Below are 24,615 nucleotides of genomic sequence, written 5' to 3'. Positions count from 1 at the left end.
CATCAGTTTATAGGCATTGGACTGGTACACTTTTATTCCGCGATCGCAGCGAAATTAGTGCACTTCAGTGGTACATTTTTACACCGCTATTTACACCGTTGAGCAACTCTTTAAAATTGAATCATTTTATGTGACGTAGGCTATACCCTGTAATTGAAAGGTAATAAAGGATTAACCTCCCTACTTTTTGTAGATAATCAGACACAAATTTTGTGAATTTATGATCAATTGTCAGTGTGATTGACACTTCATCGGATTTTCAATACTCTTCTTTTCTATGAAAATGGTCATTTATTTTTCCTATACCCTGAAGAATGAATTGTCAGCTTATATTGGGTTATAGGAGAGCACCTTTCGCATGAAGATGATTAAAGGAGTGACAATGGATAATGTCGCGCAAGGCAGAATTGTTCTGGAAGGTACTTCAGCCGGCATCCGCGATCTGGTCGTTGTTATCTACGACATGGATCCGCGATACTACAACGAGTTTTCCACCAGCGTTACGCATGACGATCCCATAGAACATCTTTACACTAATCCCCAAGTCCGGGCCTGGATCGATTTCCCCGGAGACAGGATAGGCTCGGTGCTGACAGACCAGCACGGCCGTTTCGAGCTTGTCTACAGCGATGCAGCGTTTCGGGTAAGGAACAACGAGAAACGGCCCGATCTGGTGCTGTTCGTGCTTGGCCCTGATCGCGCTCCCGCATCTACGTTGATGTCGCGCCTATTGCATTACGCCCTCATTCCGCGTGCTAATGCCGGTCACATCGAAAGCTATGTCATTAGTATGCCTGCCGCCTTGTTGCGAAGTCGTGGTGTATTTCTTCCCGAGCGCGGTACGGATCCGGACACCCTATCCACGCAGCTGGAGCAGGACAGGATACGCAGGCAACAGATCGCGGACAGCTACCGGGCGATGGTACGCAATCATCTGAGCGCGCGTGTGCCCTGGTTGAACAGGGTGAATGCCTTCCAACGTAGTATCCCCAGGCTCTTGCTGAAAAAAGCCAATGGCGCCTCCAGCAGACTGGTTATTGATGCAGGTGAACAGGAAGCAACTTTGCGTACCGCAGCCATCAGCGGACTTGGATCCCTGGCCCGTTACCGTCCAGAACTGGCCATGCGCCTGCGTCTGACACCTGAGTTACTGGGCAGGCTACGCATCGCCCCGGATACGCTGGAAGCAGGCGGCAGTGTGGAAGTTCCGGTGTGCGACCTATTGGCCCAGAAAGGGTTGGCCGGGCAACTCACTCGCGTACGTAGCCTGCTCGATCAGCACGCCGCTAGGGTGCGCGCGCAATCCGTCGTCGCCTCTGATCTATCCGGCGGGGAGGTGACGCCGGAGGTAGAACCCTCTGTACCGGAGAGGGTGGATACATTGACGTTCATCCGGGACAGAATCCTCGGCCAAGTCTCCCAACTGCCCGAATTTACTACCGGGCGAAGCTCTTCGACCATTGAGGAGCTAGAAAAGATCAAGGCAACCATAAATCGTCTCGAACTTTCGGGTGGACCGGCGAACGTCACCGCCTTTCACGACTTCCACAGCCTGCAGGTGGCCTTCGAGGATGTGTGGATTGCAGCCTTTGACAAACGCTTGCGGGAGTCCGTGCTGGACCTGTATCGCCAGTCAACAGCATTGCATGAGGAATACGGCCTGGAATTGCCCCCGATGGAAGATATCGCCGATGCCAACGGCCTACGGCAATACATCGATCAACTGAATGGGCGCATCACCGAGCTCGAGATCATTCCAATTCCGTCCCATGTGCAGGAGACCTTTCCGCAACTGACGCTGAAAATCTGGAACCAGCTAGACGAGGACGGCAGGAACGTATTACGCACTACTGCGACCGAACACACCTTGCCCTGGAGCGCCGGCAACGACATAGATCCACCACTCGATCTGTACGCCAGCCAGACATATCTTGACGAGCGATACGATATTGCGATCAAACGCCACCTGAACTCTCCGCTGGCACGTGCAGAACGGCTGATTCTCGACATCAGCGAACGTCTCAACGAACCCTATGAATTCAGGTATTTCGCTCCAGGCTCCGCCAATTACGGCATCCTCCTCATCTATCGTCAGGAGTGGACTCCAGAAACCTACCAGGTCGGGCGCTTGATCAACACGGTGCCGCTGGCACCAGGCGAGAAACGCAACCTGAAAATTACCCGCAAGGTGCACAAGACACGCGCCGAAAAAGCCATTGAGAAAGCTCTCGTGGAATCCACCAACGAGCGCCAGTTCACTACTCGCACCGAGCTGGATGTGATGGCCAAGGTGGCGAACAGCAGCAATTTCCGCATGACGGCCACTGGCAGCTTCAACATCGGCATTGGACAGATCGGAGCCAGCTCCGAATTCGGCATGAATCAGTCGGCCGAGTCCAGTCGGCAAAAGAAACAGTTTCTTGAAGCAGTACAGAAGGCCGCCGAACATGTACGTCAAGAAACCGAGGTATCGGTAGAAAGTACGGAAAGCTTTGAATCATCTGCTGAATCCACCACCGAGCTGAGCAATCCCAATAATGAGCTGACCGTCACCTACCTACTCTATGAGCTTGAACGCCGTTATCGCGTTACCAGTCGCCCCCACCAGCTGACTCCCGTGATTCTCGTGGCGCAGGACATCCCAGCGCCGCATGAAATCACCGAAGGATGGCTGCTGGAACATGCCTGGATCATCCGGCGCATACTGCTGGACGAACGTTTCTTGGAAGCGCTCGACTACTTAGAAGACGGGCTTGAGGCCGATGCCATTGATGTGGACATCAAGAAGGCTAACTGGGAAACCCAGCGTACCCAGGTGGGCGAACTGGAGTCCGACGTGCAACGACTGCTCGACCTGCGTCATTCCCGGGAAGATTCCATTGTGAGCCTGCTACTGGGTGAAAAGACTGCGAATGCTGAAGATGTCAGCGATGAGGAACGCGTGGCGCGTGCAATTTTCTCCGGAGGCCTGTCGGAGCTTTTCGACGGAGGCAGCTCGAACAGCGACGAATTGCTGAGAGCACGCCGGGAAGCCAGTGAAAAAGCGCTGGAATTCCTCAATGCCCGTCTAGAATCAGCTAGCGAAAAACTGTCTTCAGCACGCAAATCACTGCAGGAAACTGCGCACCAATACAGCGCAGCGGTAAAAGAAAGGGCACGCCGGGACACCATGATCCGCCAACTGCGCCTTCATGTGAGGCAGAATATCCTGCACTACATGCACGGCATCTGGGATTACCGGCATCCCGACCAGCAGTTTTTCGAACTCAATGACTGGCAAGTACCCTTTGTCGAATCTGCTACCAGCCGTTGCCGTCTGCGCCGGGCAACACCGGGTGAGGAAGAGGCGGGCGTTGTAGGTATCCAACGAGACGGCGATCTCTACATCGTGGAATGCGATCCACCGATTCCACCGGATCCATCTACACCCCTGGCCACCCGCAGACTCGGCAGCGTTGCCGACCTCAACAATCCGCTGGGCTACAAGGGGAATTACATTATTTTCCCTTTGAAGACCTGCACCCATATCACCGACTTCATGAGCCAGGAGTATGTGGACGACTATTTCGGTCTGCGCGATCCGTCCACACGCCTGGGCTACACCGGTGAAGAACTGCTGGCTTATGCTAATGCAGTCCTGCATGATCCGACTTCCTCTCTGAGTAATGCCGAACGCGACTCCCTGCTTGCTGCGGTGACACGCGAGCTTACCCAATCCTCCGAAACCTCCCAGAGGGTAATACTACCAACCGGGCAACTCTACATGGAGGCGCTCAAGGGCGAACAATCGCTACTGGAAGACTTCAAACTGGCCCATCGTGGGATGGATGTCCTCAAAGTGCAGGAAGACATTCGCGGCGAGCGCCTGGAAAACCTGCGCCGCGCCTTGCGTCTGGTGAACGATGAACCGGATCTAACCGACCCAGACATCGAGAAGGTGGTCATCGTACAGGGTGCAACTCATGTTTCTCTCCCCGTCGACGGGGATGCTTAGATGAGTGGGCCGGAACGCTCCCGCCGCGATCAGCGTTTCAGGGGTGACCGCGAACGGCAGGCGCCACTGAGCGAAGCCCAACGCCGCGACCTATTGCGGCGCATGGAAGCCGTGCGTGGACTCATAGATAACGCGGCGCCCGGTCGCGGACCCGAGCAGGAACGCAGCATTGGAGAAGCAAGGACTGACGCTGCACGCAGCAGCGCCGAGCGCCGCCGAGAACGCAGCACTGGTGATCGAGGGCTGGCCGATCTGCCACGGGTGCTAAATACCCCCCCGACGATGCCGGTTCCCCAAGCTCGCACGGATCCCCACATAGCAACCACACGCCCACCTTCCCTGAGCCGCACACCGGACCCACCGGGTGTAGATCCCGCCTTGGGCCAGCGCGTGGATCACAGCCTGGGGCCTGATCCCAGCACATCTGGACGAAGACCAGTTGCAGCGCCAGCCCCACCAACAGTGCCGCCTGCTGCCCAGCGCTCCATTGCACGCACCCATGACGCGCTGGATGAATTGAATAACCGCTACTTCAGGGACTTGTGGAACAGCACCGCAGAGCGTCTGTTGGGCAGCGCCCGTTCGCGCCATGATGCGCCCATGCGGCGTCTGCGCAGTCAGTTTGAACGCCTGATGGGGCGTTATCCAGAGGGAATCCCCACCCGCGCAGCTTGGGAGGAAGCGCGCAGAATCTTTGATGAGGCCTATGAACGCGCGCGTTCGCGCTGGTCATCCTCCACCATGTGGTCAGTGGTTTGGAGAAACGAAGAGGCATCCCGACTACTGGAAGCCCTTCATGACCGCGGCATCATGCGCATACAGCGGGATGCCCAGGGACGGCCGACCGGCGCACCCCAGATCCGCCAATACGAGCCACACAGCGGCCGCTACAGTTGGCAGCCGGTCAATATCGACCATGCTGTCCCGCTGGAACGCAACCCTTGGGGAGTTCTAAATCGGGACAATCTGGTGGCCACCACGCCTATCGTCAACCAGCGTTTCCTCAATGATTTTTCGGAACACTCACGATTCCCCATGGCGGTGGATCGTTTTGGTGGCGGCCGTGGTGATCTGCATGACGCTATCGAGAATTTTGTAATGGCTAATGGCCTCTCACGGCGACAGCGGGCCACGGCTGCACAGTTGGACGCACGCTATGGGCCTGCCGCCGCCAGCGGGCGAAGCAGGCAACGCAGTCGAGTGGACGCGGAGGAACCTTCGGCTGACGACGGGCGGAGAAGAAGTCCGCGCACTTCGGAATCCGGTCAGCGGGTGATACGGGGGCTTTTGCCGGCACTGAGTTGGGCGCTGGAGTTGCTGGTCGGCTCAGCTCGGCAGGAAATCTATCGTGACGCTGTCGAGGAACTGCGACGTGAGGATCGCCGCCGCCGTGAACTCCGCCTGAACGAGGCTTCCTTACTGCCGTACAACCTACATTCCACCTTCGAACGGGTCGTGGGAGAGCGTCATCCGGTCGCTATACGCCAGCTTGGTGAACTCAGACAAGGATTCGAGCGTTGGCTGGATACTTGGGACCGTGCCACCGGTGAAGAGTATATCGAACGTCAAGCAGCGATTGCAGCCACGTCAATGCAACGTGATGACATACTCAACAACCATCTTACTCTCGCCATCGACAGCATGCGTGCATTGCAGTCGGTATACCAGGACATTCACAGACGCCTGGAAGAACAGGACTGGGAAGCTCTGGCAACGGAAGCCGATGTTGCTGCCGACAACTTCGATAGGATCCTGGAAGGGGAGTTGAGCGAATTTGCCATCGACATTGAAGATGCCGAATACCTCTCGAGAACCACTTTCCGGCGCATTGCCAATGCCTACAGAAATTTTCACACCCAGCTTGGCCTGCTGCGAGGGCTGATCTTTGATGCCATCAACCGTTATCGCCGATTGATCGATTTCATCAGCGAACTGACTGCTAGGTAAAACTGCTGTTGAGGACATTTTGTCGTGCGAGTAACTGTTGATGGCCTTGTGGATTTGATTTTCGAACTTCTGGATGAAAAGGATTTGGATGTAATTCGTGCACGCATCATTGAGGCGCAAAAGACTAATGATGCATAGTTTTTCATATTCTTTTTTATTCTCTCCGCCTAGGTGCTGTTTCCTTCCCCTACCAATGCTGAAAATCAACCACTTGATTAGTCCGCGCGTAATTGATTGATATTTAACGTTAAAAAAATGCAAACTTGTGGACTTCGCACTTGCATAACGGATAGGGGTGGAGAGAATAATGGCGCAAAGAGAGAAAAAATGAGCGAATTTGTGTGATTTCCTGAATCCTCGAAGTCCGCAAGAATCCGCATGAATCCGCGCAAACACGAGAGAGTAGGCGAAAAAAAACCAACCGGATGAAGGGTTGGTCTTTGGTGTTGGTGGAGGCGGCGGGAATTGAACCCGCGTCCGCAAGTCCTCTACAGACAGTTCTACATACTTAGCCACGTTATTTGATTTAACCTGTCACCCGCCAACCGGCAGGCTGGTGAAAGGCGAGTTACCTATTTTTTAGTATTTTGCAAAGTAACCCTACAAAATACGATCCTCGTTAGTGACTCCACTGTCTGTTGCCAGACCCGGCGTTGAGGCCCACCGGTGTGGAGTTCAGCCGAATTAAGCGGCTAAAGCGTAGTTTTCGTCGTTTGCGACTATTTTTTTTCAGATGTATTTACGAGGTAACTGATCCTCGGTATGCCCTGCGCTGCTTTGCAACCCACGTCGAAGCCGGATCGCCCCCGGCATAATTTATACTGTGTAATAAGATTGTGTTGAGACGAAAAAGTTCAAGTGGGTGATTCTAACAGAATCTCAGAAATGATTCTAAGGAGGTATCCTAAATATAATTGAGCAGATCTTCGGGCTGATCAATGAGATGATCTGCTCCCCAGGATTCAGGTGGCGCATCGTTACCCAGATAGCCATAACGGGCCACGATGGGTATTATGCCGGCGGCCAGACTAGCTTTGACATCCCGTATGTCGTCACCGAGATAAATACAGTTTTGGGGTAAGGCATTGATTTGACGGCATGCGGTGAGAAGCGGTTCCGGGTGCGGCTTGGTATTCACCGTATCATCACCACTGATGATGCAGGCTGCGCGTTGATGTAGTCCGAGTGTTCGCACGAGTGGTTGAGTGAAGCGAGCAGGTTTGTTGGTCACGATTCCCCAAGGTAAATGATTGGCATCCAGTCGATCAAGCACATTGGCCATGCCTGGAAACAGGCAAGTGTCGTGACATAGGCGCTCTGCGTAAAAACGAAGAAATTCATCGCGCATCGCCTCATATTCTGAATTATCTGGCTTGAGATTGAAACCAAGATTCAGTAATCCACGAGAACCCGCCGATGCTTGAGTGCGAATAAGTCCAATGGGCAAGGGAGGTAATCCTCGTACGAGGCGCTGCCGATTGAGTGCATGACCCAGATCAGGCGCGGTATCGGCAATGGTGCCATCAAAATCGAAAAGAATCGCTTCAATCATCTATGGTTTAGCAGGCTCTAAGCTCGGAATGCCATGATGTAGTTGACGCTGGTATCGGATTCGAGTGCATAAACTTTGGTAAGGGGATTGTAGGTCATGCCAATAATCCTGGCGTCGTTTAATCCTGCTGCACGCGCCATGCGCGCGAGTTCAGATGGTTTGAGGAACTTCGCGTATTCATGGGTGCCGCGTGGTAATAGTTTAAGGATATATTCAGCGCCAAGGATCGCATAGAGATAGGCCTTAGGGTTTCGGTTAATAGTCGAGAAAAAGACCCAGCCACCGGGTTTGGCTAGTTGAGCACATGCTCGTATTACGCTGGCAGGATCAGGCACATGTTCAAGCATTTCCATACAGGTGACGGTATCAAAATGATGCGGCTGCTCTGTGGCGAGCATCTCAACGGTAATTTTTCGATAATCAACTTGGTGACCGCTTTCGAGTAAATGGAGTTTGGCGACTTTCAGTGCTTTATCGCTCAAATCAATTCCTGTCGTGTTTGCTCCGCGCGCAGCCATTGCTTCAGAAAGTATGCCGCCACCACAGCCAACATCTACGACAGTTTTCCCTTCCAATCCACCGCTCAGTTGATCAATGTAATCCAGTCGTAGTGGATTAATTTCATGCAGTGGTTTAAATTCGCTATTAGGATCCCACCAACGATGGGCGAGTTGACTGAATTTCTCCAGTTCCATCGGATCTGCATTAATACCATCATTTTCCATGCGATTTCTATCCTTTATTTTTAGCTATTGAGGCGCTTCTGCCAGTGTATTGCTCGATTGATCAATTCCATTTCGTTCAGATTAACAAGTTCTCCCTCATCCAGCAATAGCTTGCCGTTGACCCAGACGTGGCTGACATGTTCTCGTCCAGCGACATAAACAAGATGTGAAACGGGATCAAAACAAGAGGAAAGTGTAAGTCCGGAGAAATCAATGGCGGTGATGTCTGCGGCTTTGCCAATCGATAGAGATCCCGTGATTTTATCGAGTCCCAATGCAATGGCCCCATTTAGAGTGGCCATGCGTAGCGCTTGGCGAGCAGGGAGCACTTCTGCTTTGTTACTATTGGCTTTGGCGAGTAAGGCGGTAAGGCGCATTTCTTCGAACATATCAAGACGATTGTTACTCGCGGCGCTATCCGTGCCAATACCGACATTGATTCCATGTGCTAATAAATCAGTAACCGGAGCAAATCCACTCGCAAGCTTTAGATTGGATGAAGGGCAATGTGCAATATTACAATTTTGTTGTTTCAGCAGGCTAATTTCTTTGTTGGTCAAATGTACCGTGTGCACCGCAATCAGGTTTGGGCTAAGTAAACCAAGTTGGTGTAAACGTGCGATTGGGCGGAGCCCAAAGGTATCCAGACTGTTCCTGATTTCATCGATAGTTTCATGCAGATGAATATGTACAGGCAAATTGAGCTGCTCAGCGTAGGTCATGATATTGGTTAAAGTTTTGTCACTCACAGTATAGGGTGCGTGGGGTGCAAAACAGAATGACAGCAGTGGATGCTGCGGATATTGGTCACGCAGTACCAGTCCTTTCGCCAGATAATCATCGGCATCACTGGCATAGGAGGAAGGCAAATCAATGGCGATTAATCCGATAGCTGCACGCATACCCATTTCAATGGCGGCTTTTGCAGTGATTTCCGGAAAGAAATACATATCATTGAAACAAGTAATCCCTCCTTTAAGCATTTCTGCACAGGCCAGTGTTGCGCCATCCAGCACAAAATTTGCATCAACAAATCGGGTTTCTGCAGGCCAGATGTGATGGTTGAGCCATTCCATTAAAGGCAGATCATCGGCTAAGCCACGCATTAATACCATTGCTGCATGAGTGTGCAAATTGATCAAGCCTGGGATGATCGCATGATGATCCAGGGTGATATGGTTAAGCGGGGTAAACTGTGAGCATGCTTGCAAGCTTGGAACGATAGCTTTGATGATGCCATCATCAATCACAATGGCATGATCGATCAATACAGTTTTCTCTGGTTCGACTGGAATGATCCAGCGCGCTTCGATGACTGTATCAACGATGACAGGAGAGATCATTTTTAAAGTAAGCTAACAAAAAAGCCCTGCGCAATGGCAGGGCCTCTTTTCCTTAAGCCAGACTTAGAAACTAATCTTAATTCTCTTATCGTGTACCTGCTACTTCAATTTCTACACGACGGTCAGGCGCCAAGCAGTTAATCAATGCTTTAGTTTTTTGGGTACCCGGGCAACTATCGCCCGTTATTGGATTAGCTTCTCCTTTGCCGTCCGTAAAAATACGATCTGGACTAATCCCTTTGGCGGTTACCAGATAGTTCTTGACTGCTTCAGCACGTCTCATGGAAAGTTGCTTGTTATAGTCTTCCGAACCAATACGATCGGCATAGCCAACGGCAATGATAAGATCATAGTTGATATTTGCTAGCTTATCTGCGAAATCACTTAAAGACTGTTTGCCTTCGGGTTTAAGCACGGCTTTGTCAAAATCAAACAATGCATCTGCAGAAAAAGAGATTTTTTCTGGCTCGGTTAGAGGTGCAGGAGCAGGAGCTGGTGCCTCAACTTTTTTTTCTATCTGACATTTTGGGAGCTGTGGATCGCATTCACAGGTCGCTGTTTCTTCGTTCCATTCTCTTGTGCGCCAACAGAGATTGCCTAAATCGGCGGAACTTCTTGATACGACTCCACGATCATTCACATTGTAAGCTTTTACTTTCTCAGCATCACTTTCGCCTTGCCTATAGAGTGATTCTGCCGTCACTATTGTCGAAAATAACAGTGCTGACAAAACAGCAAGTACTCCTATTAGATACTTTCTGGTCGATACTATCTTTTTCATGCTATTGTCCTTTTCCGTAATTTGGGTTCACTCAAAATCAGTCAACTTCACAAAATCATTTGTTACTGATGCGATCTCGTGACACTTATCGATATATTGATCATTAATACACTACTTGGACGGATTATGCGTTCATGTTTTTATTTTTGTCAAACGAGCTTGTTGCTATTATGCAACACTGTGGCAATCAATTGAAATGGACTGATAGAATAGACTGGTATTATCTCAGGCAATGATTTAGCGGGATATACTAAACTTAGAGTTCGGTACTCGAGAAAATAGATGAGAGCAACTCGTCTAGTATTCCATTGCGTTGAAATATCCATAAAGTGTTTTGCTTGATTCGGAACAATCAAGAAAGAAATATTGGTAAACCTAATTCTGCTACTCGGTGGAGTGAGAACGCCTAATTTAATAGTCGATTAATTTTGAAAATGAGTACGCTCGTGAATGATTCCATTCCCAATGTGACTATTTCTGCTCATAACTTGAGCCGTAGATTTGGTAACCATATTGCCGTGCGCAGAGTCGATCTGGAATTAAAGCGAGGTGAGGTGTTGGGTTTGCTGGGTCCCAATGGTGCGGGAAAAAGTACGACCATGCAAATGCTAACGGGTAACTTGGCACCAACGAGTGGCAGTGTGCAAATTTGTGGTATCGATTTACTTAAAAATCCTCGTAAGGCCAAGCGCTATATTGGTTATTTGCCTGAGAATCCACCGTTGTATAAAGAACTAACAGTGGACGAATATCTCCGATTTGCTGCCAGATTGCACAATGTCGATTTGTCTAGAATCGATTTTGTGTTGACCGAAGTCAAACAACGCTGCGGGCTGAGTGATATTGGGCAGCGTCTGATCAGTGCGCTGTCCAAGGGTTATCAACAACGTGTAGGCGTTGCGCAAGCGATCATTCATCAACCTGAGATTATCATTCTTGATGAGCCTTCTGTGGGATTGGATCCTAATCAGATACGAGAAATTCGTACTCTAATTCGAGAGCTTGGTAAATCCTGTAGTGTCATTCTTTCTACCCATATTCTCCCGGAAGTCGAAAGTGTATGCGATCGTGTGCAAATCATGAATCAAGGCGTTATGGTGTTTAGTGCTGCGCTAACTGAGCTTAAACAGAAAGGCCTCAGCCTGGAGCGAATTTTTGAACAATTGACCCTGAAGAATGCAAATACTGGAAATTAATAAGATGATTTTGACTATTGCCAGGAAAGAATTGAAGTTATTGTTTGTCTCGCCCCTAGCCTGGACCTTTCTCGCGCTGATCCAATTAATATTAACCTGGGTTTTTTTGGGGCGTCTCGATGCCTTTTTAGAACTGCAAGCGCAGCTCATGCAGATTGCCAATCCACCTGGCGCGACAGAAGTGATCATCGTGCCGGTATTTGCGGTGGCATCAATAGTATTGCTGATGACAACACCTTTATTGACTATGCGCCTCATGGCAGAAGAGTGGCGTAACCATACCATGGCTTTGTTAATCTCTGCGCCAATTTCAATGACGGCCATCGTGCTGGGTAAGTTTCTAGGGTTAATGGTTTTCTTTTTATTAGCAACGTTACTTGCCGTAGTGTTGTCGCTTTCTCTACTCGTCGGGGGAGCAATGGATTTGGGCTTACTCGTGAGTAATGCTATCGGCTTATTATTGCTGGCTGCCTGTTTTGTTTCTATTGGACTCTATATTTCTAGTTTGACTTCTCATCCAGCGATTGCTGCGCTAGGGACGTTAGGCATATTACTAGCTTTATGGATAGCAGATATCGTTGTAAGTGATGTGAGCGGCGTTATACAGAATTTTTCATTGCTCAGGCATTACGAAAACTTCAATCGTGGTTTGATTGATTCATTTAGCTTTGCTTTTTTCACCCTTTTTATCGTTACTTTTCTGATATTGACGGTTCGTCGACTGGATGGAGAACGGCTTCATGGGTGAATTTGATTTGCCAATGATTTTGAGTGAATGATCTAGATGATTACGGTTAATAAAAAATTGCGACTGCATCTGCTGCTGCAGAATGGACTATTTGTGGTACTACTCTTGATATTGGTGGGTATGCTGGGTTATCTGGCGATAGAGTTTCGTACTCAATGGGATATTAGTCAAAATGGTCATAATAGCTTGAGTGAAGCAAGTCGCGATGTATTACAAAAATTAGATGGTCCGGTAAGTGTTACAGTTTATGCCACTACGCAGGATGCCCAGCTAGGCGATATCAGAAAAATCATCAGTGAGTTTGTGGCTGTCTACCAGCGAATTAAGCCTGATCTTGTGCTCAACTTTATTGATCCAGTTGAGCAGCCTAACCTTGCACAAGAAGCCGACGTTAGAATGAACGGTGAGATGGTGATGACCTTTAATGACCGAGCCGAGCATCTCACGACTATTAATGAGCAAACGTTTACCAACGCATTGATGCGATTGGTACGATCTGATCAAAAACAATTGATGATGCTTTCTGGTCATGGCGAACGTAAGCTTGATGGTATTGCCAATCGTGATATGGGAGAGTTTGGCAGAAAATTAACAGAAGCCGGCTTTAAAGGTGAAGCTCTGAATCTTGCCAGTACACAGGAGATCCCATCCAATACAAGTGTGCTCATCATCGCCTCTCCGCAAACTGATTTGTTGGCTGGTGAGGTAGATAAGCTACTCGATTATATTGAGCACGGCGGCAATTTGCTGTGGTTGGTAGATCAGGAATCTTTGTATGGCTTGTTGCCGCTAGCCGAAAAATTGGGCTTGACTTTCACGCCCGGTGTAGTGGTTGATCCGCAGGCTAAGCGGTTGAGATCGCCTGTCACATTTGCATTGGGAACGATTTATGGACAGCATGCTATTACCGAGAATTTTGATTTTATTACCGTATTTCCATTTGTACGACAAATTATTTTTAATGAAAATGAGGAGTGGCATGGTGTTTCGTTGGTTGAAGTAGCACCGCAGGGCTGGGTGGAGGTCAGTAAGTTGAATGATGAGGCCACTTTTGATGAAGCTAACGATATGGCGGGTCCGGTTAGCGTAGCAGTAGCACTCGATCGTACTATTGATGATCGTGAGCAGCGTATCGTTGTTGTCGGGAATGGACATTTTCTTGCCAATACCTATCTTGGAAATGGCGGCAATATCGATTTTGGAATTAATCTGATTAACTGGCTTGCGGGTGATGAGGATTTGATCACCATTCAGCCTCGTGCAACCATTGATAGTCAACTAATATTGAGCGAATCTGCATTAACTGCGATCGTAATTGGCTTCCTCATTGCGCTTCCCTTGCTGTTCCTAATGAGCGGACTAATCATTTGGTGGCGTCGAAGGAGAAGGTAAAGGTATGCATTCCCATTCCTGGCTTAATCTGATTATGTTTGCCACAGCTGTTGTGCTTGCAGCGTTTCTCTATATCAAACCTTCATTACAGGAAGAAGCGGCGTATAAAATTTCGTCGCTTTCGGCGGAATCAGTGCAGCATATCCGTATCGATAGGCAAGACACCTCGATTGAATTAAGTCGGTCTAATAATCGCTGGTACATGAAAAAACCTGTACAGGGTAAAGTGAACGAAGTAAATGTTGAGCCCATTCTGGAAATTCTATCTGCGACAAGCCAGCATCTTTTGCCATTAGAGAATCTAGATCGCTACGGTCTGGCCTCACCTGTTATTAGACTGCAAGTCGATCAAGAGTCATTTGATTTTGGTAACTTCGCACCCATCACCAACGAGCAATATATGGCAACTAGGCAACAGGTATTTCTGGTTTCACCACGCTACGCTGCTACGCTGTCGGCGTTGCCTACCGATCTCTTAAGTTCTAATGATCAAACGGTCTTTGTTGAATAATGCCCGAGTTACCCGAAGTCGAAGTTACGCGACAAGGCCTTGAACCATATTTATTAAATCAGCGTGTTGTGCACGTTACTGTTAGAAATTCACGTTTGCGCTGGCCGATTCCAAGCAATCTTGATGAGACGCTGGCAGGGCAGGAAATAGTCTCGATAGCGCGGCGTGCAAAATATCTCCTGTTCATTTGCAGCAAAGGAACATTGATTGTGCATTTAGGCATGTCTGGCAGCTTGCGTCTAGTGTCTGTTCCAGTACCAGCACAGAAACACGATCATTTTGACCTGGAACTTGCCAATGGTGTAATACTGCGTTTCAGAGATCCCCGTCGTTTTGGGGCAATTCTGTGGAGTACAGGAGATGTTATGCGACATCCATTACTGGCGCAGCTCGGAGATGAGCCGCTGTGTTCATCCTTTGATGGGAAGAGCTTGTATGAGAAGACGCGGCATCGGATCGTCAGCGTTAAGCAAGTGCTTATGAGTAATCAGATTGTAGTGGGTATAGGTAATATCTATGCTAATGAGGCATTATTTCGTGCTGGGATACATCCTAGAACATTGGCCGGTAAAATTGGTCTGAATCGGTATGAGAGACTGGCCTGCTCCATCAAGACAGTCCTTAAGGCAGCGATTGGAGCAGGTGGCAGCAGTTTACGGGATTTTGTTAAGTGCGATGGTAATCCGGGATATTTCCAGCAACAATATTGGGTGTATGGCCGGATAAACCAGCCATGTCGAATATGTGGCAGCTTGATTGAACAAATTAAGCAAGGGCAGCGTTCAAGTTTTTATTGCCCAAAATGTCAGAAGTGAGTTTGGTGGTTAACTGTAAAGGTTGATGGCGAGGCACTTCAACCTTTTTGATGCAAACATTATTGTAGAGTATGGATTTTATGGCACGGTGGATCATGATTGCTGGTGCAATCTTGCTTATTCTGGGTGCAATAATGCATTTGGCTCCTTGGCTATTAAGTTGGTTTGGCAAATTACCTGGTGATATCAGGATAGAATCAGAGCGGGGAAGGGTTTTTATACCCATTACCTCTATGATTATTGTGAGCATTGTGCTCACAATAATCATAAACATATTCAAACGATAAGTCGGGTTGCTTAGGGTGAGCAAAACAATGTGTAGTCAGAGAGTCTCATTGGGGCTGATTTATTAAAGTTATCTAGCGCGAAGTGGTTACTCGCTTAGAAAAACACGGAGTATGGGAATAATATGAGCATTACGTTTGTTGGCGGAGGCAATATGGCTAGCGCCTTAATTGGTGGACTGTTGCAGCAAGACTATCCTGTAACACAAATACGTGTTGTAGAAATAAGCCCTGAAAGCCGTGACAAAATCAAACATCGATTCGGAGTGGCAACTGCTACCGAGCTTGAGAAGGGGGTTGCCGGTTGCGATATTATCCTCCTGGCAGTTAAGCCGCAGCAGCTTTTTACTGTAGCAGAACAACTCGCTCCTTTACTCACTAGTCAATTGGTTATTTCTATTGCAGCTGGCATTCGCACGCTCGATTTGTCTCGCTGGCTGGGTGGTTATAGTTGTATTGTACGTGCCATGCCCAACACCCCTTCCTTGATTCGTGCCGGAGTCACGGGTCTATATGCGCTACCTGCGGTCGCGATTCAACAGAAGGAAAATGTTACCAATATTCTTAGTGCGGTAGGGTCAGTGTTGTGGGTAGAGCAGGAAGCGCTATTAGATGCCGTGACTGCTATCTCGGGTAGTGGTCCTGCCTATGTTTTTTATTTTATTGAGGCAATGCAGCAGGCTGGTGTGGAATTGGGTTTGAGCATGGAGCAGGCGAGGCAACTGACTTTGCAAACTTTCTTGGGCGCAGTGCAACTAGCAAATCAGAGTGAGGAAGATGTCGTTATCTTACGGTCCCGGGTAACTTCGAAAGGAGGGACGACCGAGCGGGCGCTACAAAAGATGGATCAGGATGACATTAAAAATGCAATTGTGCGTGCAATTCATGTGGCTTTCAAGCGTGCTCAACAAATGGGTGATGAATTAGGTAGCAAATAGCCTTTAACTTCAAGTGTCAAAATCTTCAGAGAGTAAAAAATGTCCAGTCAAATATTAGTATTTCTTATAGATACCGTGCTTGGCCTGCTTTCCCTTGCGTTACTGCTACGTTTCTATATGCAATTGTTACGCGCCTCTTACTATAATCCATTATCAAAGTTTCTGGTTGCCATCACCAATTTTATCGTGCTGCCTGTGCGTCGGGTAATTCCTAGTTGGAAGGGTTTTGATCTTGCCACATTAGCGCTAGCCTGGTTTACTCAGTTTATTATCCTGGCTGGAGTGAACATTTTGCAGGGTTATGAGTTTGATTCATCCGCTGGAAGCACATTCATTGGATTTGGGTTGCTGGCATTAATTGAGCTTATTAGAATGACTTTGTACATTATTATGATCATGATTATTGTACAAGCGATACTCTCCTGGATTAATCCTTATAGTCCATTAGCACCGATACTGGATAGTTTTACCCGGCCGGTTCTAGGGGTCTTCCAACGTCGTATCCCTCCCATCGCCAATGTCGATTTGTCACCTTTGTTCGCCATTATTGTGGTGCAATTGCTATTAATGGTAGTAGCGGGCGTGCAACAGGAAATTTCAGTCATGTTCTGATGAGTTGGTATCGAAGCGATGGTAATCACAGTCTCATTTTGACACTTTACATTCAGCCCGGGGCAAAGCATACCGCATCGGTCGGATTGCATGGTAATGCACTTAAAATAAAACTTTCCGCTCCACCTATTGAAGGTAAAGCTAATAAAGCGCTATTAAAGTTTCTTGCTGAACGTTTCCAAGTACCATTACGGCAGGTATCACTCAAGCAGGGAGCGCAGTCCCGCTACAAGATAGTCGAAATTTATCAGCCCACTGTGGGGCCGCAAGTACTTCTTGCAGATGATTGTTTAGAGTAGAGTAGATTGGATTTGTGTTGGCTTATATTAGCCTACTTTGCCGGATGGCGTAGTGCATTGATCCGCTTGCCTTGTGATTGTTTCCCTGGGGTGGATATGTTTAATCCGATGCGATACTTCTCAAAAGTCTTTATCAATGGCTAAACTTGTTAGCGGCAATCGGTATACTTGATGTCCCATGCTTTCCCAAAATCGTTTCATCATAAGAAATTCCGATTCCTTTTACAGCTTTTCTTACGTTGAATTCACGTTATGTAGTTGACTACAATGGATAAGTGTAACTAAGAAAGCCAGTTTTGCTGCACCTAAAATATTTACAGATGGAACGATGACCCCGATAAAATGGCTGATCGGTATCAGTAGGACGTGATAGTGGTACCCCGCAATTGATTAAGAATGAATCTGGATAATGCTTATTACTAGACCAGTGCAGCACTTGGTTACGGTGTGCAAACTGCTCAGCTTCCCCTGGAAATGTTGGCACAGTAACAGATTGAAAGAGTTCCTTGCGCAAAGAATCGATATCTTATGAGCCTGCATCCTGTACTTTTTCTCTACAAAAACTTTCCACCAATCAATTCTTTTTTAGCATTTTATGGCTAATAAAAAACTTGCTTGTATGCCATTTATATTATTGAATGGTTAGTTTGTGTTTTACTAGTAAACAAATAGCGTATCCTTTTCTTAATGAATAAAAAGATCTGTAATCAAATAAATGAAAATTCAGTGAAATATTTGGATTGATGGCAGAATGTACCGTGGTAAAACGGCCATTCATTTAATTTTAGAGGAGAATATAGAGGATGAAGTACAAGAGTATTGAGGAGTTCAGAAATTATGTTTCTGAACGTAACCCCGGTCAGCCAGAATATATGCAAGCTGTTACTGAGGTTATTGAGAGTTTGTGGCCGTTTATCACCAGTAATCTACGCTATGCCGAGCATGGCTTGCTAGATAGAATCGTCGAACCAGAACGCATAATTATATTTCGGGTTGCCTGGGTCGATGATAGCGGTGAAGTAAAAGTCAATCGTGGTTATCGTATACAACATAATTCAGCGATTGGCCCATATAAGGGAGGTATTCGTTTTCATCCTTCAGTTAATCTCTCCATTCTCAAGTTTTTAGCATTTGAGCAAACGTTCAAGAACGCTTTGACAACTTTACCCATGGGAGGCGGTAAAGGAGGCTCAGATTTTGATCCTAAAGGGAGAAGTCCTAATGAAATCATGCGTTTCTGCCAAGCTTTTGTGAGTGAGTTATTTCGTCACATTGGTGCTGATACGGATGTGCCTGCAGGCGATATTGGTGTGGGTGGCCGGGAAGTCGGTTACATGGCGGGTATGGTCAAAAAATTGACTAATCGTTCAGATTGTGTGTTTACCGGTAAAGGGATCAGTTTTGGGGGATCATTGATACGTCCGGAAGCTACGGGTTATGGTACGGTCTATTTTGTTGATGAAATGCTTAGGCATGTTGGGCAATCATTGGATGGCTTACGTGTTGCCGTGTCAGGATCGGGTAATGTTGCGCAATATGCAATAGAAAAAGCAATGGCCTTTGGGGCAAAAGTAGTGACTGTTTCAGATTCGAGTGGCACGGTAATTGATGAGGCAGGGTTCACACCTGAAAAGCTCGCTATGTTGTCAGAAGTAAAAAATCGCCTTTATGGTCGTGTAAGTGATTATGCTGAGAGAATAGGAGCCAAGTTTATTCCAGGAGAAAAACCATGGCATGCGCCTGTAGATGTTGCGTTACCGTGCGCAACCCAGAATGAGATCAGTGAAGACGATGCGGCATTTTTGATTAAAAATGGTGTAATTTGTGTGGCAGAAGGCGCAAATATGCCTTGTACAGCTGGTGCTGTGAAGCGTTTCGAGCATGCCAAAGTTTTGTTTGCACCGGGTAAAGCGAGTAATGCGGGGGGGGTGGCTACCTCTGGCCTGGAAATGAGTCAACAAGCAATGCGGCTTTTCTGGACACACGAGGAAGTTGATGCGCGTTTACAGGAAATTATGAGGGCTATTCACCAAGCATGCTTGCAATATGGCGAGCAGGAAGATGGTCGTATCAATTATGTTGATGGCGCTAATGTAGCTGGTTTCGTGAAAGTGGCGGATGCAATGTTGGCTCAAGGGGTAATTTGAGGAATTGAGATACTAATAACTTGATCATTCTAGTAATAATAAAGCTTTGTTGCTTCTAGTTGATGGGTTATCGCAACGAGGTGTCGCGATAACCTAGATTTAACCGATAAGAGTCTGTGATTTCGAATGATTCTTACTCTTGCGTATTTTGAATTCAAAAGCTAATAATTCTGGCATGAGAAAATTTTTAATTGGTTTATTCCTGATCTGTTACATGAAATCGCTTGCAGCCGGTCAAGGGGAAGATTTTTTGGCGATGCGGGAGGCATTCAGGGTGGGGGATGCTGCACGCGTGGCATTTTACGCCAAGCATCTGCAAAATCATGTGCTTGCACCGTATGCTGAATATTATCAATTGCGTTTATATCTGGAAACGATTGATATCGGCACAATTAGGGAATTTCTCGCGCGCCGCCAGGAGAGTCTTGTTGCAGATAAGTTGCGAGGGGACTGGTTAAGAATTCTTGGAAGAAAGCAGCAATGGGCGTTGTTTGCCGAAGAATATCCAAAGTTGAGCAATAAAGATGAGGGACTCATATGTTATTCCCTGCAGCAGCGCCTGGCTGCGGGAGATAGAGAAACGCCGAATGAAGCGCGATTACTTTGGTTTACTGAGCGTGATATGGCTGATAGTTGTACTCCAGTATTCAATATACTGGTTACGACGGGACGAATATCGACGGAAGATATCTGGTCTCGAATTAGACTCGCGCTTGAGGCAGGGAACGCAAGTGTAGCACTGCATGTTAGTCGCTATTTGCCAGCCAACCAAGCGCTTAATGCGCAGAAGCTCAAAGAGGCTGCAAAGGATCCGCAACGTTATCTGGAGAAATACCAGAATGACTTTAGATCTCGGCATGATCGTGAGATTGCAATGTTCGCTTTATCGCAGCTACTGCGCAGCGGGATCAATCAGGCCTATGCCCGCTGGTATAAAATACGCAAACAGTTCTCAGAATATGATCAGTCCTACTTTATGAGTAGTCTGGCGTATCGGGCAGCCCTTAAACAAGATTCTCGGGCGCTTGGCTGGTTTCTAGAGGCTGCAAATAGCAAACAGGTCTATCCACTTACCGAAGCTAAACTTACCTGGAAAGCACGAATTGCACTTCGAGAGGGAAAATGGGATCTCGTTTTGCAATGTATAGATAGCATGTCGGCTGCGATGCAGCAAGCTGACGTATGGCGCTACTGGAAGGCGCGAGCGTTAAAAACAAAAGGCGAGCTAGCCGCGGCTAATGAAATTCTTGCACCGCTGAGTCACGAGCACAGCTATTATGGACAGATGGCAAAAGAAGAGTTGGGAGTTATGCTGAGTGTTCCAGCTGCCAACTATCAATCCAGTTTGGATGAAATCAGAACGATGCAGCAAGTGCCAGGAATTCAGCGGGCACTTACCCTGTACCAGCTTAATCTGCGTGTGGAGGCGAATCGTGAATGGGTTTGGACAATGCGTAAATTTAGTGATGCGCAATTGTTGGCTGCAGCAGAGGTGGCCTATCGCCATGGTTTATATGATCGAGCGATCAATACGGCTATCCAAACGGTATCACAACATAATTTCAATTTGCGCTACCTGGCGCCATACCGTGACCAGATGCGGGAAGTATTGAGATATCATGAGCTCGATGAAGCATTTGTGTATGGATTGATCCGCCAGGAAAGCCGCTTTATTGCTGATATTAAATCGAGTGCTGGCGCCATGGGCTTAATGCAATTAATGCCCGCTACTGCAAAATGGGTTGCAGAAAAATTGGGTATGCAGAATTTTCACAATCATCTCGTTACCGATATTAATACCAATCTCCGATTAGGGGTTTATTATTTAAAGCATGTATTGACTTTATTTGATAATCAGCCGCTATTAGCTGCAGCTGCCTATAACGCTGGGCCGGGCAGGGCAAAACAGTGGCGAGATGATATAAGGCCGCTAGAAGGGGCTATTTATGCGGAAACTATTCCTTTCAATGAAACGCGTGATTATGTCAAAGTAGTGTTGAACAATTCGATATATTATGCGAATAATTTTGGTCACCCGCATAAGCTTACATTAACGCAACGCCTAGGGACCGTTTCCCCAAAGCAGTAATTATTTTTTCATGAAAATTTATCGAGTAGGTGGTTCAGTACGTGATGAATTGCTGGGACTGCCGGTCAAAGATCATGATTATGTCGTTGTTGGCTCTAAACCGGAAGAAATGGTGCGGCTTGGTTTTCGCCCTGTCGGTAAGGATTTTCCGGTCTTCCTTCATCCTCAAACACAAGAGCAATATGCTTTGGCGCGCACTGAACGCAAAATTTCACGTGGATACAAGGGATTCGAAGTCTATGCCTCCCCTGAGGTGACATTACAGGAAGATTTAGCTAGGCGTGACCTGACGATTAATGCAATGGCCAAGGACCAAAATGGAAATATTATCGATCCATTTAATGGGATCGCTGACCTTGAAGCGGGCGTGTTGCGTCATATCAGTCCGGCTTTTGTCGAAGATCCCGTTAGGGTGCTGCGTGTTGCGCGCTTCACTGCACGCTTGGGTTTTCATATTGCCCCTGAGACGCTGGATTTGATGAGGGAAATGGTGCATAACGGAGAAACTGAAGCACTCGTCCCAGAGCGGGTATGGCAGGAAATTGCACGTGGATTGATGGAACATCATCCCTCACGGATGTTTTATGCCCTGCGTGAATGCAGTGCGTTGTCGCGCATCATTCCTGAGGTTGATGCGCTATTCGGTGTTCCCCAGCCAGTGCAGTCTCATCCAGAGGTCGATACCGGGGTACATATCATGATGGCTATTGATTATGCAGCAACACGTCAGTATTCGTTGACTGTTCGCTTTGCTACGCTTACTCACGATCTTGGCAAGGGAACAACACCTCCAGACGAGTGGCCGCGGCATATTGGCCATGAAATGCGCAGCGTTGCATTAGTAAAAGATCTGTGTGAACGTATCAGAATTCCTAAGGAAGAGCGTGATTTAGCGCTGCTTGTTGCACGTTTCCATGGTGATGTGCATCGTGCTGAGGAGCTACGGTCAGCAACGATTGCTGATATGCTGCAGGCAACGGATGCATATCGCAAACCAAATCGCTTTGAAGCGTTTCTCCATGCCTGTGCGTGTGATTTTCATGGACGCCCGGGTTATGCTGATAAGTCTTATCCGCAGTTTGGACGATTAACCAAGGCATTTAGCGCAGCTAAAAGTGTTGATGCAGGTGCCATTGCTGCAGAACTCAAGCGCAGTGATGTCAATCTTGCAGACTTACCCGTTCTGATCAATGCTAAGGTACGCGAGGCACGTATTAACGAAATAACGAATGTTTTATCTAACCTGGAAACCATGGTCGGGTAATATGGTTTAGGGGGATTTCAGTAATACAAAGATAAATCAGCTGTGGCTCCCCAGTTTAGTTGTATATCCATTAAACATTCTTAGTTTGCGCATCAGCTAATAGCTCTGCTTGCCCATTAGAAAGAATAAAAACACGATCAGCCGCATTAATAACCGCAGGTTGATGCGATACCGCGATAATCGTATAATCTCGTGTTAGTTTTTGCAGCGTTTCGCAAATTGTTTTTTCACTTTCCGGGTCAAGTGCGCTGGTTGGTTCATCTAGTAACAGTAGGAGGGGCTGATGCGCCAGTGCTCGAGCAATCGCGATGCGCTGACGTTGCCCGCCAGAAAGCATACCTCCTCGCTCACCAACGATCGTTTGTAACCCGTCTGGAAAAGTACTGACAAAATCCCACGCGCCAGCCTGTTGTAATGCTCGTTCCGCATCGGCGGAATTCAGTGCAGGTGCACCCACGAGCACATTATTGAGTATTGTGTCATGGAGTAGTACGGTATCCTGAGATACATACCCGATTAGATGTCGCCATTGTCGTAAATCAATATTATGTAATGCAACACCATCAATGAGAATTTCACCAGATTTAGGTTCAGCAAGTCCACATAGCAGGTCAAGCAAAGTGCTTTTGCCTACCCCAGAAGAGCCGATTACTGCTGTAAAGGATTTGACAGGAATATCAATATTGAGATCCTTGAAAATTGACTTCCGATCATAATCAAAGGCTATATGACGAAGGCTGATACCCTGTTGCAGGGAGGGTTGTAAAGTACCAGTTGTTCTTTCAGCTGCGGCCTGGGCTTCTTCTACTGCTGTTCGTAGTGCCCAATATGCGCTTTCCTGAACTGTGAGTTGTTGATAACGACGTTGTGTTTTATTGAGTAGACCAAGGGTCCGGGTTAGCAAGAAAACCATAACCATTACTTCAGGTAGGGAAAGTTTCCAAACGACTAAAGCGAGATATAAGCCGCTTGCTGTCAGGGTTGCGAGTATGGGTTCTTGTAGCGCAAGTAAAGCGGCCCTACTGATGACTTCTTTGCGAGTGGCTTTTTCTAGTTGCCAGGATTGATCATGTAAAATGGCATCAGCCACATTGTCCCGTGCCATTGCTTTTAAGGATTTTACCGAACTGAGTACATCGGATAAATAGCCCAATAAATGGCGCAGCAAGTGTGTCTGTTTTGTACCAGCCCGACGAGTCGCACGTACTAGGCGATGCAGTATGATAAACAAGACAATGCCAATAAAGAGAGAGCCAATGGTTGCCTGCCAGGAAATGAATGCGGCAACAATAACATATACGATGACCTCGACGGATAAAGCAAGCACATTGACACTGTGCTCAAAACCGTTTGCTGCACGATAGGCTTCTGTAGCAACAGAATTAGCTAGCGCTCCAGTTGGTTGACGCAGAAAATATTGCCAGCGACTGGCAAGTAATGCTTCAATGAGGTTTAAGCGCAGAGTAGTTGCAACATGAGCGACGGTATACCCTACTTGTCTGTTCGTAAGAAGGAGAATGGCTCCTTTTATGAGCATGCCACCAACGATGATCAGCAAGATGATATCAATACTAGGTTCAATTCCGATGCGATGTAGGGTTTGAACCATGAATCGCCCAATACTGGACTCATCTGTCTCACCTACAGCTACGGAAAGAAGCGGAAGTAGTGCTGTCAGGCTAAGTGCTTCGGCGACCCCTGCTAATAATAACGCAATCAAGACGAATGCGCTGCGCCGTGGGAAAACCATAATATAGGTAAGTAATGTGCGCATAGACTGATTTCTTTGTTTTACCTATTTTTGAAGTTGACTGAGGTTTTGGTAAAGCGAGTAAATGGAGGTGTAATAGATATATCAGTAATCTTAAACGTACGATACTTCTTTATTTGTCATGAAATACTGGTGAGAAACCAGGACACCTCGCTTCGTACTTCATATTTATTTGAGCCGTAACCCAGCCGGAGAGTAGCCATGAGA

20 protein-coding genes and 1 other RNA gene are annotated in these 24,615 nt (G+C 47.5%); 14 read left to right on the top strand and 7 right to left on the bottom strand.

The window, feature by feature from the left end; translation table 11 throughout:
- Positions 1-358 precede the first annotated feature (358 nt).
- Complete coding sequence (locus BLW34_RS04285; protein WP_090576053.1) at positions 359-3,994, top strand: hypothetical protein; 3,636 nt, start codon at positions 359-361, stop codon at positions 3,992-3,994.
- 29 nt (positions 3,995-4,023) lie between these two features.
- On the opposite strand, the gene BLW34_RS15495 is transcribed toward BLW34_RS04285, so the two are convergent.
- Positions 4,024-4,344, bottom strand: a complete 321-nt coding sequence (locus BLW34_RS15495; RefSeq protein WP_143037862.1) for a hypothetical protein — start codon at positions 4,342-4,344, stop codon at positions 4,024-4,026.
- Positions 4,345-4,456: 112 nt separating this feature from the next.
- On the opposite strand from BLW34_RS15495, the gene BLW34_RS04280 reads away from it, so the two are divergent.
- Positions 4,457-5,941, top strand: coding sequence for a hypothetical protein (locus BLW34_RS04280; protein ID WP_143037861.1), 1,485 nt, complete (start codon positions 4,457-4,459; stop codon positions 5,939-5,941).
- A 447-nt stretch (positions 5,942-6,388) separates the two neighbouring features.
- Here BLW34_RS04280 and ssrA read toward each other — a convergent pair.
- The 5 genes from ssrA to BLW34_RS04255 all read right to left on the bottom strand — a co-directional run bounded on the left by ssrA (position 6,389) and on the right by BLW34_RS04255 (position 10,342).
- Positions 6,389-6,749, bottom strand: a transfer-messenger RNA (tmRNA) gene (gene ssrA, locus BLW34_RS04275).
- Positions 6,750-6,845: 96 nt separating this feature from the next.
- Positions 6,846-7,493: an HAD family hydrolase gene (locus BLW34_RS04270; RefSeq protein WP_090576047.1), complete on the bottom strand. Its 648-nt coding sequence runs from the start codon at positions 7,491-7,493 to the stop codon at positions 6,846-6,848.
- Positions 7,494-7,510: 17 nt separating this feature from the next.
- Positions 7,511-8,218, bottom strand: coding sequence for a bifunctional 2-polyprenyl-6-hydroxyphenol methylase/3-demethylubiquinol 3-O-methyltransferase UbiG (ubiG, locus tag BLW34_RS04265; protein ID WP_090576044.1), 708 nt, complete (start codon positions 8,216-8,218; stop codon positions 7,511-7,513).
- Positions 8,219-8,238: 20 nt separating this feature from the next.
- Positions 8,239-9,561 carry a TRZ/ATZ family hydrolase gene (locus BLW34_RS04260; RefSeq protein WP_090576039.1) on the bottom strand — a complete coding sequence of 441 codons (1,323 nt, stop codon included), beginning with the start codon at positions 9,559-9,561 and terminating at the stop codon, positions 8,239-8,241.
- An 85-nt stretch (positions 9,562-9,646) separates the two neighbouring features.
- The gene (locus BLW34_RS04255; protein ID WP_090576036.1) at positions 9,647-10,342 is read right to left on the bottom strand and encodes an OmpA family protein; all 696 of its coding nucleotides are present in this window, start codon (positions 10,340-10,342) and stop codon (positions 9,647-9,649) included.
- 446 nt (positions 10,343-10,788) lie between these two features.
- On the opposite strand from BLW34_RS04255, the gene BLW34_RS04250 reads away from it, so the two are divergent.
- The 12 genes from BLW34_RS04250 to BLW34_RS04195 all read left to right on the top strand — a co-directional run bounded on the left by BLW34_RS04250 (position 10,789) and on the right by BLW34_RS04195 (position 22,637).
- Positions 10,789-11,538 carry an ABC transporter ATP-binding protein gene (locus BLW34_RS04250; protein ID WP_256203576.1) on the top strand — a complete coding sequence of 250 codons (750 nt, stop codon included), beginning with the start codon at positions 10,789-10,791 and terminating at the stop codon, positions 11,536-11,538.
- Positions 11,539-11,542: 4 nt separating this feature from the next.
- Positions 11,543-12,286 (top strand): ABC transporter permease, encoded by a 744-nt coding sequence (locus BLW34_RS04245; protein ID WP_090542646.1) that lies wholly within the window; start codon positions 11,543-11,545, stop codon positions 12,284-12,286.
- Between the two features lie 36 nt (positions 12,287-12,322).
- Complete coding sequence (locus tag BLW34_RS04240) at positions 12,323-13,678, top strand: GldG family protein (RefSeq protein WP_090542627.1); 1,356 nt, start codon at positions 12,323-12,325, stop codon at positions 13,676-13,678.
- A gap of 4 nt (positions 13,679-13,682) precedes the next feature.
- Positions 13,683-14,189 (top strand): DUF4340 domain-containing protein, encoded by a 507-nt coding sequence (locus BLW34_RS04235; RefSeq protein WP_090576033.1) that lies wholly within the window; start codon positions 13,683-13,685, stop codon positions 14,187-14,189.
- Entirely contained in the window at positions 14,189-15,004 is an 816-nt protein-coding gene (mutM, locus tag BLW34_RS04230; protein WP_090542623.1) for a bifunctional DNA-formamidopyrimidine glycosylase/DNA-(apurinic or apyrimidinic site) lyase, read from the top strand. Before BLW34_RS04235 ends, mutM begins: the two co-directional genes overlap by 1 nt.
- Positions 15,005-15,075: 71 nt before the next feature.
- Positions 15,076-15,291 carry a DUF2905 domain-containing protein gene (locus tag BLW34_RS04225; protein WP_218120420.1) on the top strand — a complete coding sequence of 72 codons (216 nt, stop codon included), beginning with the start codon at positions 15,076-15,078 and terminating at the stop codon, positions 15,289-15,291.
- Between the two features lie 122 nt (positions 15,292-15,413).
- Positions 15,414-16,226: a pyrroline-5-carboxylate reductase gene (gene proC / locus BLW34_RS04220; protein ID WP_090576030.1), complete on the top strand. Its 813-nt coding sequence runs from the start codon at positions 15,414-15,416 to the stop codon at positions 16,224-16,226.
- 39 nt (positions 16,227-16,265) lie between these two features.
- Positions 16,266-16,838, top strand: a complete 573-nt coding sequence (locus BLW34_RS04215) for a YggT family protein (RefSeq protein WP_090576027.1) — start codon at positions 16,266-16,268, stop codon at positions 16,836-16,838.
- The gene (locus BLW34_RS04210; protein WP_090576025.1) at positions 16,838-17,137 is read left to right on the top strand and encodes a DUF167 domain-containing protein; all 300 of its coding nucleotides are present in this window, start codon (positions 16,838-16,840) and stop codon (positions 17,135-17,137) included. The genes BLW34_RS04215 and BLW34_RS04210 overlap by 1 nt, the downstream gene beginning before the upstream one ends.
- Before the next feature lie 803 nt (positions 17,138-17,940).
- Positions 17,941-19,284: an NADP-specific glutamate dehydrogenase gene (gdhA, locus tag BLW34_RS04205; protein WP_090542613.1), complete on the top strand. Its 1,344-nt coding sequence runs from the start codon at positions 17,941-17,943 to the stop codon at positions 19,282-19,284.
- Between the two features lie 214 nt (positions 19,285-19,498).
- A complete protein-coding gene (locus tag BLW34_RS04200; protein ID WP_256203574.1) occupies positions 19,499-21,373 on the top strand; it encodes a lytic transglycosylase domain-containing protein in 1,875 nt (624 codons plus the stop codon).
- Between the two features lie 10 nt (positions 21,374-21,383).
- The gene (locus tag BLW34_RS04195) at positions 21,384-22,637 is read left to right on the top strand and encodes a multifunctional CCA addition/repair protein (RefSeq protein WP_090542609.1); all 1,254 of its coding nucleotides are present in this window, start codon (positions 21,384-21,386) and stop codon (positions 22,635-22,637) included.
- 70 nt (positions 22,638-22,707) lie between these two features.
- Here the strand turns inward: BLW34_RS04195 and BLW34_RS04190 are convergent, their stop codons facing one another.
- Entirely contained in the window at positions 22,708-24,411 is a 1,704-nt protein-coding gene (locus tag BLW34_RS04190) for an ABC transporter ATP-binding protein (RefSeq protein WP_090576022.1), read from the bottom strand.
- Positions 24,412-24,615 lie beyond the last annotated feature (204 nt).

Source organism: Nitrosomonas sp. Nm58, from assembly GCF_900107335.1.
In the GTDB taxonomy this organism is placed as follows: Bacteria; Pseudomonadota; Gammaproteobacteria; order Burkholderiales; family Nitrosomonadaceae; genus Nitrosomonas.
This window is presented reverse-complemented; position numbering and strand designations above follow the sequence as displayed.

Coding starts and splice junctions, on each gene's coding strand:
- BLW34_RS04215 (WP_090576027.1), top strand. CDS start 16,266: ATGTCCAGTCAAATATTAGTATTTCTTATAGATACCGTGCTTGGCCTG.
- BLW34_RS04255 (WP_090576036.1), bottom strand. CDS start 10,342: ATGAAAAAGATAGTATCGACCAGAAAGTATCTAATAGGAGTACTTGCT.
- BLW34_RS04235 (WP_090576033.1), top strand. CDS start 13,683: ATGCATTCCCATTCCTGGCTTAATCTGATTATGTTTGCCACAGCTGTT.
- gdhA (WP_090542613.1), top strand. CDS start 17,941: ATGAAGTACAAGAGTATTGAGGAGTTCAGAAATTATGTTTCTGAACGT.
- BLW34_RS04285 (WP_090576053.1), top strand. CDS start 359: ATGAAGATGATTAAAGGAGTGACAATGGATAATGTCGCGCAAGGCAGA.
- BLW34_RS04225 (WP_218120420.1), top strand. CDS start 15,076: ATGGATTTTATGGCACGGTGGATCATGATTGCTGGTGCAATCTTGCTT.
- BLW34_RS04190 (WP_090576022.1), bottom strand. CDS start 24,411: ATGCGCACATTACTTACCTATATTATGGTTTTCCCACGGCGCAGCGCA.
- BLW34_RS04240 (WP_090542627.1), top strand. CDS start 12,323: ATGATTACGGTTAATAAAAAATTGCGACTGCATCTGCTGCTGCAGAAT.
- BLW34_RS04195 (WP_090542609.1), top strand. CDS start 21,384: ATGAAAATTTATCGAGTAGGTGGTTCAGTACGTGATGAATTGCTGGGA.
- BLW34_RS04210 (WP_090576025.1), top strand. CDS start 16,838: ATGAGTTGGTATCGAAGCGATGGTAATCACAGTCTCATTTTGACACTT.
- proC (WP_090576030.1), top strand. CDS start 15,414: ATGAGCATTACGTTTGTTGGCGGAGGCAATATGGCTAGCGCCTTAATT.
- BLW34_RS04260 (WP_090576039.1), bottom strand. CDS start 9,561: ATGATCTCTCCTGTCATCGTTGATACAGTCATCGAAGCGCGCTGGATC.
- ubiG (WP_090576044.1), bottom strand. CDS start 8,218: ATGGAAAATGATGGTATTAATGCAGATCCGATGGAACTGGAGAAATTC.
- mutM (WP_090542623.1), top strand. CDS start 14,189: ATGCCCGAGTTACCCGAAGTCGAAGTTACGCGACAAGGCCTTGAACCA.
- BLW34_RS04270 (WP_090576047.1), bottom strand. CDS start 7,493: ATGATTGAAGCGATTCTTTTCGATTTTGATGGCACCATTGCCGATACC.
- BLW34_RS04200 (WP_256203574.1), top strand. CDS start 19,499: ATGAAATCGCTTGCAGCCGGTCAAGGGGAAGATTTTTTGGCGATGCGG.
- BLW34_RS04245 (WP_090542646.1), top strand. CDS start 11,543: ATGATTTTGACTATTGCCAGGAAAGAATTGAAGTTATTGTTTGTCTCG.